Below are 10,849 nucleotides of genomic sequence, written 5' to 3' on the forward strand. Positions count from 1 at the left end.
GTGGTCGGCACCCGGCAAGTTGGTCAGGCCTGGGCGGCCGAGTCTGCGGTGCGCAGGGCCTCGCGGGTGGCGTCCAGCAGCGTCACGGAGATGCCGCCCGCCTCCAGGTCGGCGGCCGTCATGCGGCCTGCCGACAGGTCGCAGAGCAGGTTTCCCAGGCAGACCGACAGGGCGCCGAGTTCGTAGCGCAGGCCGTGCGGGGTGACCGTGCGTGCGCCCACCAGGAACCCGTGCCGGTCGTAGGGGGCGGCGTTCACCAGGTCGCGCACGGTCGGGTAGTCGTCGGAGGTGCACCCCCGGAAGCGGGTGGCGCGCAGGAAGGCCACCATGGCGCGGTCCATGCGGAAGGTTCCCGGCTTGGTGTGGTCGTCCTCGGCGGCGGCCTCGACCAGCCGTCCCAGGGGCTTGGTGGCGGTCCATCCGGAGTTCGCCGGGGTGGTGTCCTTGCCGTGCACCTCGGCGTTGCGGACGTGCGCGTACCTGCTGTAGACGGTGCTGCCGCCCGGGCGGCGCTCCTCGTGTCCGGCCACCTTCTCGACCAGCCAGACCGGCTCCGAGCCGGGCCGGTAGGCGGTGAAGTCCTCCCGGTCGAAGACCAGCATTCCGGCGGTGATGTCGTGTCCGTAGGCACCCATCTGCGGTTCCCTGTCTGCTCGTTGCGTGTCGGTCGGCGGCCGGTGAGTTGCCGCTCACCTGCAAAATCAATAATACACCCTCAAGGGGGCTGATCAATCCCCTTTTCAGAACAGGGTGTCCCCGCCGCCGAACCCGGCCGACTGCGCGGCTGCGGGTGTGACGCTGGTGGCCTCGGCCGTCGGCCTGGGTGGGCGGCTGGCTGAGACTTCCCGCTCCGCGCGCGCGGCCTGCTCGGCCTGGGCCTCCAACTCGTCCTCGTCGCGGTTGTGCACCACGATTTCGACGGCCGGTGAGGCGTCGCGCCACTGGTCGCGGTACTCGTCCGTGGGGATGCCGGGGTTGGGTCGCAGCTTGATCCCGGTCTCGCGGTGGAAGCGCTCGTACGCGGGCGAGTCCTGCGAGACGAATCCGGTCTCGATGCGGAACGGGGCGGACTCCCTCGGGATGATGAACGCCCCCCGCCGGGCCAGGGTTTCAGCGACCGCGATCACGTGGAACTCGAACAGCGGTCCCCGGTACCCGGGGGCGTTGGAGCTGCGCTTGATGCGCCCGAACGGGGGGTTGCTGATCGCGCAGTCGAAGGGACCGAGGTTCATGCCTGGCACGTCGAGCACATCCGCGCAGATCCACCGGGCCTCCGGCAGGATGCGCCGCCCTACCTTCACGTACTCCGGGTTCTTCTCCACGCACACGATCTCGCGCGGCGGCAGACGCTCCCAGCGCCGGTTCCAGTAGTCGCGGGCGTGCCAGGCCAGGCGTCCGATGCCCGCGCACAGGTCGATGATCCGGTCACCCGGAACCACGTGGTGGAGTTCGCCGGCGAGCTCGGCCGGTGTGAAGAACGCGCCGTCCAGGGTGCGGCCCATGTTCGCGGACTCGTGGAAGTGGTCGAGAACGAATTCCCGCTCCTCCTCGGTCAAGTCCCGTTCCATGTGCACCAGTTCGCACGCTCGGTTGTGCTGCTTGGTCTGCTCCTTGCTGAGCTTTCCGGCCATGGCATGCCGCCTTTCGCGGTGGTGTGGGGGAGCGGTCCTGACGCGGTTGTCCGGACCGCTCCAGGGCGGTCGTGAGTTCAGTGGGGAACGATGGCTACGGCGTCCGCGCTGCGCGCCGGGCACGAGGCGTTCGTCAGGTGTCGGTCGGCGGCTGGAAGCTGCTGCAACGGCCCCACCCGCGCGCGGGGTCGTGCTCCGTCTCGTACCAACCGCACGTCCCGCACCGTGGCCCCCACGCCTGGGGCGGGGCGGTGGGTTCGGCGATGTACACGTCTGCGGACTTCCAGGGGAAGCCTCGCGGGGCGAACCTCACGGACCCGTCCGGCATGAGCAGTGCCCAGCCGTCCGGCCAGTCGATCGGGCCAGGGCGCGTGGCTTCGGCAACTGCCTCACGGACGGCTGCTTGCGTCCAGACCTGCGGAAGGCGGCCGTGTCCGGTGACCCGGTACGCGTCAGCCGTGATGTACCGCTCCGGGTGGGTGATGATGACGCCGGAGTCGCGATCCGGCGTGAACGTGATCGCTGAATGCCCGTTGGTCTGGCGGTAGATGATCGTTTCGTCGTCGGTGATGGTGGCCTGGCTGGACAGCCAGAATCCGAGTGATCCGCCGAGGAAAGTGCGTACCGCGTCGCCGCTGAGGTGAGGCCGACCGTATCCGGGAGCCTCCCGCACGGGGATGCCGGTGTCGTCGTGGTGGATGGTCTGTGTGTACCGCGCGTACATCCGCGCATCGCGGACCAGGATGCGCGGACGGGGCGCGCCGTCGTACCACTGCGGCAGCGGCACAGTCTCCAGCTCTGTACCCGGCAGCGGACTGCCGGGCTGGATCCATCCCGCTTCCTTGCCCGCTCGGCACATGGCGGGCGCGTCACGCACCCACGCGAGGAATTCACCGAAACCGCCGGCATAGCGGCCGTTGCGCTCGGACACCTCTCCCCAGTAGGTGCCGCCGTACCACACGCACCGGGCGGTGAGTTCAGCGACCGTGGTCGGCGTCGGGAATGCACCGGTCAGGGTGATCGTGCGTACGGGGGCGTCTTCCACGATGCCCTGGGAGGTGACGGTTACGTCCCACCCGTTCGCGGTCGCTGCCTCGACCAGCGTGCGCGCCCGCGTGGGCAGTTCGGCGACCTCGGCGGCGGACGGTGCGGCGGGACGGGCCGCGGGGCTGTCGCCGGTCGGCTCGACCCTGGGGCCGGCTCCGCCGTCCGTCTCCCACGCCTCGACGGTGCCTGGGTCGGTGACGGCGGTGCCCGGGTCCGGGCGATCGCCGGTGTGCTGAGAGGGGAGGTGCGTGGACATGGGGGCTCCGCTCGGTGGGCCGGGCGCCTGGGGCGCCCGGCCGGTCGGGTGTCGGTTCAGGCGGTGGGGGTCGGCTCGGGCTGCGCCGTGGTGACGGTCAGGTTCTCGGCGCGCAGGTCGGCGGCGACCGCGTCCATGAACTCGGTGTCGGCCTGCTGGTCACGGCTGCCGGGGGCGTACCAGTACTGGTTCTTGCGGTGCCACTTGAAGCCGTGGCGCTTGAGGACCTCGGCGGCGCCGTCGCCCAGACGCGTACCGGTGACCGTCGTCCCGTCCTCGTTCGTGTGCTGGAGCGCGAGTCCCTCCGCGCCCTCGTCGCCCTGCTCGCGGGCGTTCGCCGGACGGGCGGCCTGGGCGGCGGCCTGCTCCTTGGCGGCGGCCCAGCGCTGGGGAAGGACAACATCACTGGCGATCTGCCACATCTGCTGCGGGGCCCAGTTCTCCTGGATGACGTGGCCATCGACGACGCAGGCGGCGAGCATGCCGCTGGCGGGGGGCTCGGTGCCGTCGTGGGCCTCGGACCACAGGACGGCGGCGGCCTTCAGGGCGTCGTCGGAGACGTCCCGGTGGGTGTTGATGCCGTCGACCAGCGGCTTACCGGTGACCTTCCGGCCCTTGACGGTGACGGTGACCGTGTTGTCGGTGGACTCGTAGCGGTCCTCCATGCCGTTGAACTGCGCGCCCTGCATGGGGCGGGTGTGCTCCTCGACGTCGGCCGTGGAGGGGCCGTCTGTCCAGTAGACGGAGATCCACGCGGAGCCGGTGCCGGTGCCCTTGCGCACGCTGAACTTCACGCCGGGGAACGCCTTCTTCAGGCGGTTACGGAGCTCGGCGGCCACGTCCTTGGTGTCGATGTAGTCCATGCCCTGTCCTTCTGCTGCGAGTTGGGTTGGTGGCGGGTGAGTTGCCGCTCACCTGCAAAATCAATAATACGCTCTTATTGGGGAGGGTTCAACGCGTCGTCCGCATCAGTCGGCGAACCCGGCGACGGGGAGGGCTCCGGGGTGATGTCGCGCGGGTCGGCTGGGATCGCCTCGCCCGCCAGGGCGGCCCGCATCTGCTCGGCCGACATGCGCCCGCTCACCTCGTTGTAGGGGAGCGTGTACGTGCTGCCCTTGTGCCGGGTCTCAGCCGTTGCCGCGCGGGTGACCACGCGGCATCCGTCGACGGCACCGACGGCGCCGCCGTCAAACGCGGCGTGGATGTGCGGCACGGTCACCGTCTTGGCGTTGACCCGGGTCACCTCGTACCAGGACCCCCGCCACCGCACGAAATCACCCTTGATGAAGTCGGCCCGACCCCACACCTTGAAGCCGCGCCGCTCCGCCTCCTTGATCGTCTCCGCCCAATACGTCAGCTCTTCGTCGTACTCGGCCAGACGGCGCGTCAGCTCCTCCCGGCGCGCCTCGGACGGCTCGCGTCGCCACACATCAGCCGTACGGCCCTTGTCGTCAACGCCGTCACGCTCCCGCAGCACGCCGCGCCGCTCCGCCTCCAGCTTCTCGATACGGCGCAGCGTGCGCCCCGGGTTCTTCCGGTACTGCTCGTAGGCGTCCGCCGCCGCCGCACGGGATGCCCAGTAACCGGCCCGCTCGCCCTCGGCGATGCTCTTGCGCATCGCGTTGTGCATGCGCTCCTGGTCCCTGCGGGCGCGCCCTTCCGAATGGTGGCCCACCAGGATCGGCTGACCCATCCAGAACCGTTCGCCGATCCGGTCCGAGGCATCCCGCGCCGACTGCGACGATGCCGCCGCACGTCCGGCCCGGTCCGTGAACCGGTCCGCCCTCTGCTCGGCTGCATCCACGCGGGCGGCCTCCCGCTCGGCAAACGACATGCCCTCTTCGATCACCACAGCGCACGACAGGCCGAGTGCGCGCACCGCCTCGGCAGCCCGGTTGATCTTCCACCGGTCGGCGCTCTTGTAGCGGCTGCCACGGATGAAGATCCCCGGGGTACGCCGGTAGGTCCAGCCCAGCGGGCGCAACGCTTCCCACACCCCGTCACCCTTGGCGGAGCCCTCAACGGTGGTGCCGTCTTCGTGGGTGTGCCGGATGACGATGTCCGCCGCCTCGGCCTCCTCCTCCGCCTCCGCGACGTCCCCGGGCAGGGTGAGCGCGCGCAGTGCCGCCGGAGAGTGCCCCATGACCCGTGCGGCGCACTCGGCGCAGCGCGGAGCACAGCCGGGCACGTCCCACAGCAGCACCCCGAACCCGCCACACGTGTTTGCCGCCGCGCAGTCACCGCGCCCGGCAGGCTTCGCCCAGTCGATCGGCATAACCGCCACAGCCGCCGGGGCCGGGGCCGGGGTGCCGACGTCCGGCACCGTGCCGCCCTCTGCCTCCCACACGTCCGCCCCGGACGGGTCGGACACCACGTCAGCCGCCCGCGCGGACACCTCGTCACGGGGTGCCGGCGGGGGGAGCTCTCCGCCATCATCCCGCGCGAGCGCTCCGCCCTCGCTCTCCCACCCGTCCATGCCGCCGGGGTCGCTCACACCCTCGGGGGCAGGCGCCGAGCTGCTCAGCGCGACCCGTGCGAGCGTGCCCGGCTCCGCCGCATGCTGCACCGTCGCCAACATCGAGGGATCTTGGTGCTTGCCCGACCGGCCCACCCGGACCGGCGCCGACCACAACGGCGTGCGCTTGCCCGTCACCCGCCGACCGGCAACCCACACCGCCGAACGGTCCTCACGGAACACCCCGCCGTCCCACACCGCGAGCAACTCATAGGCGAGCGGCTCACCTTCCTTGACCGCGACACCGGCGACGCGCACCGCCACCATGCCCCCATCAGTGCTGCGCTGCATGGCCACCGTCCACCCGTTGGCCATGGCCGTTGCCGCAAACGACACGGCAGCCATGGGCAGCCACACCCCGGGCGCCGCCTCACACTCCGCCACGACGTCCCCCACCGTGTCCCACGTGGCGAGCGTCTCGCTATCCAGCGGCGAACCCTCCGCCGGAACCCTCGGAGCCTTCCACGGCTTGACGTCCAGCCCCTTGACCGAGGCGGACGCCTGGCCCTTCTCGACTCCGGCCGTACGTCCGTGCGTCCCCTTCGACGGGAGGTCACGGCCGATCAGCGCGCGGCCTTCATCCCGTGCGGCCACGGCATCGGCCAACAGGTCGACGAATGCCCGACGCTGCTCGTTCGCTTCCCCGTGCCTCACGTCCGGGTTCACGTCGACGTCTGCGGGAAGCTCGAACATCACCGCCGTACCGCCGTCGGCGGACACCCACGCCCCACGGCCGGCCGGAACATCCCCGGACACGGCACGCGCCAGGAACGCACGGGCCGACTCCGACCGGTGCCCCGGTTCCGCCGCCTCCGCCTCCAAGCCGGACAGCTCACGCTCACACCGCCGGACCGCATCCCGCGCATTCATCCGCCGCGTATCCGCCGCCCACGACGCCTCACGGGCACGCTCCGACCACCCGCCGGACGTCTCGTAATGCACCACCACTCGCTCACCCAGCACACCAGCCGACCGGCGTACTTCCTGGTGCAGGTCGTACGCATCCCGCCGCCACGCCGCGCAGGTCTCCGCGTACTCCTCCGCCACCGTCAGCCGCTCACGCGCCACGGTCAGCGCACGGCGCGCACGCTCCGTCAGCCATGCCCGCGACACTCGCACCGTGCCCTCATACGGGCCACGGAACGCCACCGGGAACACTCCACCCGCGCTGCCGTGGCAGATCACCGGCAGCACCTCAACCGCGCCCCCGTCGGTCTCCCACCCGTCCACCCTGCCGGGGTCCGACACGACGTCGGGCAATACCGCCGGACGCTCCACCACGACCGGCGCACCCTCGGCCGGACCGGCGTCCGCCGCCACCTCGGGCGCCTCCCCCGAGTTCTCTGTTGACCCGTCCGCCTCCGCGCGCTGGTCAGCCGCGGGGGCAACGTCACCGGCTGGAACCTCGGCCTCCTCTGACGGTCGCTCCCATCCCGGGCGGGTGATCCGCAGCAGGAACGCCGACGCCTGGGGCCGCACCCGCCCAGCAACCGCGCGCGGTTCCGGCGCACGCTCCGCGCATGCCTGGGCCGACGGCACGTCAAGCCCGAACCAGCGCACGACGGCGAGAGAGTCACGCGCTTCCCAACGGGCCGTGTCGACGTCGCCCCGCCCATACGCGGACTCTGCGCCCTCTGCGCACTCTTCGACCTCACGGACCGCACCCCGGGCGCTGTCGTACTGCTCATCCGTCAGCCCGTCCCAATCGATGCGCTGAGCGAACGCACGGACCGTGTCCAGTGCAGCGCGCGCCATGCCGACCGACACGGCCGTTTGCGCGTGTTCCTCCGCCTTCTCCGCCGCACGCTCCGCATGGATGGCGTACACGCGCGCCGTCTCGGCCGTCGCCCGTAGCACCGACGCCGGACGCTCGGCGATCACGTACGCGATAGCGGCCCCCGTGACCTCACCCCACGTACCACGCACGTCCCCCGTCGGAAGGGTCACGGTGTGGCCGCCGCCCGACTGGAAATGGAAGCGGAACGGGAACCGCTCACCGCACACGGACAGTTCCGAGAGCAGGTCGGAGCGCCGGAACTTCCCCTCGTAACGGTCGCCCAGCGACCGCGCTTGCATGGCTTCCGGCCACTCCTCCGCTGCCCTGCGCGCGCGCTCGACTTCCGCCACGGACGGCGCCTTACGGGCACGCTTCCGGGGAGCCGAAGTCTCCGCCGCGGTCTCGGCCGGAACGGGCGCCGGAGCGTCCGCCCGGTTCGGCGCGGTCGGCTGTGTGCGGGCGGTGGGGGCCTCGGCGGCCACCAGGTCGCCGACGGCGCGCCACGCGATGCCCTCGGCGGTCTGCTGGCCGTTGCGGGTGAGGGTGGCGCCGTCCCAGCGGTGCCCCCGGGCGGTGAGTCGCCATACGCAGCGCAGGACGGTTTCCCCGGCCTCCTGGCGGGCGGTGAGCACCAGGGCGCAGTGTCCGGGCTGCGTCTGGGCGGTGGCGGTCCATCCGGCCTCCTCGGCCTGGGCGGTGAGGCGGGCCAGGTTGCGGGGGAGGTCGGCGGTCGGGGCGGTGGGTGCCGGCGCTTCGGCAGGGGTCGGGGCCGGCTTCTGGGCTCGGGTGCGCGAGCTGCTGGCGGGGTGCGTGGTCGTGGTCATGTCGGGTCACTCCTGGTCGGGTTGGTGCCGGGTGAGTTGCCGCTCACACCGGGAGGCAGGGCAGGGGGAGGCAGGGACGTTCCCGCCGGGGCCGGTCGGGCGACCGGCCCCGGCGGGGTGGTGCTCAGTTGCGGCGGTTCGGGGGCCGGTTGTCCCTCGGCGCGGTGTGGCTGGCGCTCTCGCCGTGCGTCGGGGCCTGGTCCGGGCGGGGCACCCGCTCGGCCTGCCGGTACTCAACGCCCGGTTCCGGGGCCACCGGCGCACCGGTCTCGGTGTCGACGGTGTACGCCTCCCGGATCTCCTGAGCGGTGAGCGGTCGAAGCCAGAAGTTCCGGACCCTCCAGCCGCGTACGAACTCCGACCCGTCGGGGCTGAAGGTGCGCACGACCAGTCCACCGGTGCCGCACCCGACCATGGCTGCCGCGATCACTGCGCAGACTCGCATGGATGCGGTCTCGTTGATGATCAGGGCGTCACCGATCACCGTGAGTTCCTGGCCTTCGGTGAGGTCACCGTGCGGCGTGCTGGCGCTGGCCACCATGTGGTGCGTCCCGTCGCCAAGAACGGCGTTCAGGAGCGACAGGTACGCGTCGGCGGAGCGGTCGAGCAACGCGTGTGCCGTGTCGGCGGCGGTGCGCGTCGCCTCGTCGGTCACGTCCCCGCTGACGGGGTCGGGCGTCCACCGCATCGCGTCAATGCCGAGATCCTCGCTCGGGTCGACGTTCTGCCCTTCGAGGCTCTGCCGTACGTGGTCTTGGTACTCGCTCATGGTTCCCCTGCCTTGGGTTGTCGAGTTGGTGGCGGGTGAGTTGCCGCTCACCCGCAGAATCAATAATACACTCGCCCGGGGGGTGATCGTCAACCCTCAATCACCCCCCCCCCCGGACGTGCGCAGTTACGGCGATTCGACTGGCGTCACGGTCGTACGGAAGAACGGGTTGCGGGTGAGGCTGAATCCGACCCGCTTGGTTTCGCCGGTGCTCTCGCGCTTGCCGTAGACCTCGACGTCGGTCAACTCGCCTTCGTCGTAGGTCACTTGCAACACGGTGCCTTCCCAGACCTCGGGCCACGGGGCGGGCCGGTTCGCGGTCCTCGGGCGGGCGTGGGCGGCCAGACCCCGGGTGGGGTTGCGCTCGATGCGTACCCGCTGCCCTCGGCTGATCGGTCCTGTGGTGGTCATGCTGTCCCCTCTCTGGCGGCTGTGGCTCCGGGCGGGTGGGGCGACCGGCGGCCGCCCCACCCTGGGCCCGTCACTGCGTCCGGGCTGCCCGCTGCTCCTCGGCGGCCGTCAACAGCTCGTTGACCCCGTGGCGGGCGTGATCGGCCCGGACGCGCGCGGCCACCTCGTCGGCGGACGGCAGACCGAACCCCCCGTCACTGGCGAACACGTCGTACGCCTCGCGCCACCCGCGAACCTGGCACTCGACAGCCGCGCGGGACGCGCACGCGATTGTCAGACCTCCGACGGTGACGGAAAGTGCGCCGATTCCGTCGGGGCTTACTGCCGCGCTGCGGGCCCGGACTTTGGCGCGACGGGGCGCGTCGTCCAGGATCACGAACGAATTGATGGTCAATTCGGGTTCGCGCAATTCTCCGGCGTCGACCTGCTCGGGGAAGATCCTGTCGAGCATCCCGGCGGCCTCGCACCAGCCTTCCCACCAAACGCGCGCGCCGGTAGGGTGCCGGAATTCGATGATGGCCGTGGGGATCTTCAGAAGGGGAATGAGCGTCAGACCGATAGATGCGTCGGTCTCGTGCTCTCCAGCAAGGTGGATCGTGAGTCGGCTTACCGCGTCAACGGTTTCCGCGTCCGTGTTCAAGGGGGCTCCTCGTGTTGGTGATTGAGACTGAGTCAGGTTGCCGCCCGACTTCAAAATCAATAATACACTCTCACGGCTGGGGAAGCACCCGAAACGCCGAACCTTGCGACATCTCTTGCGACATCTCTTGCGGCTACTCCTGCGCCTTCTCTTGCGACATCTCTTGCGCGAGCCTCTCCGGGACGGGCGACGTATCCGCAGGTCAACCAAGGGTTCCGCGCATGGTCGGGGGTCTGACATCCCCTCTGCTGCCACTTTTCCCGCGCCGGTTGAAGGATGAGTGAGTAATGGGTGTGGGGGGCGGGTGGTGGGGTGGTGGGCTTCGGGGATTGGGGGCGGCCTGGTGTTGGTTGCGCGTCGGCTGGCGCCGCCGCGCGGTGCCGTGCTGCGGGCCCGGTGGACGGGCAAGGGGGTGGGGGAGGGGGGAGCAGGGGCCCGGAGGGCTCCTCTCCCGTCCTCTCCTCGTCGTCCAGCTCCCTGCCCCTCTCCGTCCGTCTGTCTCTCTCCTCCACCCCGACGGGGGACACCCGGGCCGTTCTGCCGGAGGCAGCCCAACCCCCCACCCCTCGACCCCCCGTCCCCTTGAACGGGCGATCGGGCCCCGGAGGGGCCCGTATTGCCTTTCCCTCGTATTCCGTGATTTACTTTTCCCACGGAATACAATTCAAGTCCCCTCGGGTTTAAGGGAATCGGAGAGTCCCCCCGAACCTCACCCCGGGAAAGGGCCCATGACCAACCGTCAACCCAATCCCCAACTCAAACCCGAACTCTCCACCCCCACACTCAAAATCAGCACCCGAATTTGTGCCGGAGGCACAAACCCTCTCCGCGCTTTTCGTGCCGGAGGCACGCAGGGTTATGGAATGGCCGGAGGCCAATTCCATAACCCACCGCCGGAGGCGGGCAATTCGCGCGGGGACGCGCTGGGAGCGCTTGGACCGGGTAGGCGGACGGGTTCGGACCGGGGCTTCGGGAGGGG

The 10,849-nt window shown here is 70.7% G+C and carries 8 protein-coding genes; all 8 read right to left on the reverse strand.

The window, feature by feature from the left end:
• Positions 1 to 23 precede the first annotated feature (23 nt).
• The 8 genes from AB0N17_RS41090 to AB0N17_RS41125 all read right to left on the reverse strand — a co-directional run bounded on the left by AB0N17_RS41090 (position 24) and on the right by AB0N17_RS41125 (position 9,870).
• Positions 24 to 635 carry a hypothetical protein gene (locus AB0N17_RS41090; protein ID WP_366016796.1) on the reverse strand — a complete coding sequence of 204 codons (612 nt, stop codon included), beginning with the start codon at positions 633 to 635 and terminating at the stop codon, positions 24 to 26.
• Positions 636 to 740: 105 nt separating this feature from the next.
• Positions 741 to 1,631, reverse strand: a complete 891-nt coding sequence (locus AB0N17_RS41095; RefSeq protein ID WP_366016797.1) for a methyltransferase — start codon at positions 1,629 to 1,631, stop codon at positions 741 to 743.
• A 133-nt stretch (positions 1,632 to 1,764) separates the two neighbouring features.
• A complete protein-coding gene (locus tag AB0N17_RS41100) occupies positions 1,765 to 2,934 on the reverse strand; it encodes a hypothetical protein (RefSeq protein WP_366016798.1) in 1,170 nt (389 codons plus the stop codon).
• A 56-nt stretch (positions 2,935 to 2,990) separates the two neighbouring features.
• Positions 2,991 to 3,797 carry an LPD29 domain-containing protein gene (locus AB0N17_RS41105; RefSeq protein ID WP_366016799.1) on the reverse strand — a complete coding sequence of 269 codons (807 nt, stop codon included), beginning with the start codon at positions 3,795 to 3,797 and terminating at the stop codon, positions 2,991 to 2,993.
• Between the two features lie 74 nt (positions 3,798 to 3,871).
• Positions 3,872 to 7,858: a DUF3560 domain-containing protein gene (locus AB0N17_RS41110; RefSeq protein ID WP_366016800.1), complete on the reverse strand. Its 3,987-nt coding sequence runs from the start codon at positions 7,856 to 7,858 to the stop codon at positions 3,872 to 3,874.
• Between the two features lie 316 nt (positions 7,859 to 8,174).
• Positions 8,175 to 8,819 carry a hypothetical protein gene (locus AB0N17_RS41115; protein ID WP_366016801.1) on the reverse strand — a complete coding sequence of 215 codons (645 nt, stop codon included), beginning with the start codon at positions 8,817 to 8,819 and terminating at the stop codon, positions 8,175 to 8,177.
• Between the two features lie 126 nt (positions 8,820 to 8,945).
• Complete coding sequence (locus AB0N17_RS41120; RefSeq protein WP_366016802.1) at positions 8,946 to 9,230, reverse strand: hypothetical protein; 285 nt, start codon at positions 9,228 to 9,230, stop codon at positions 8,946 to 8,948.
• A gap of 70 nt (positions 9,231 to 9,300) precedes the next feature.
• Positions 9,301 to 9,870 carry a hypothetical protein gene (locus AB0N17_RS41125; RefSeq protein WP_366016803.1) on the reverse strand — a complete coding sequence of 190 codons (570 nt, stop codon included), beginning with the start codon at positions 9,868 to 9,870 and terminating at the stop codon, positions 9,301 to 9,303.
• Positions 9,871 to 10,849 lie beyond the last annotated feature (979 nt).

This window comes from Streptomyces sp. NPDC051133 (genome assembly GCF_040682635.1).
In the GTDB taxonomy this organism is placed as follows: Bacteria; Actinomycetota; Actinomycetes; order Streptomycetales; family Streptomycetaceae; genus Streptomyces.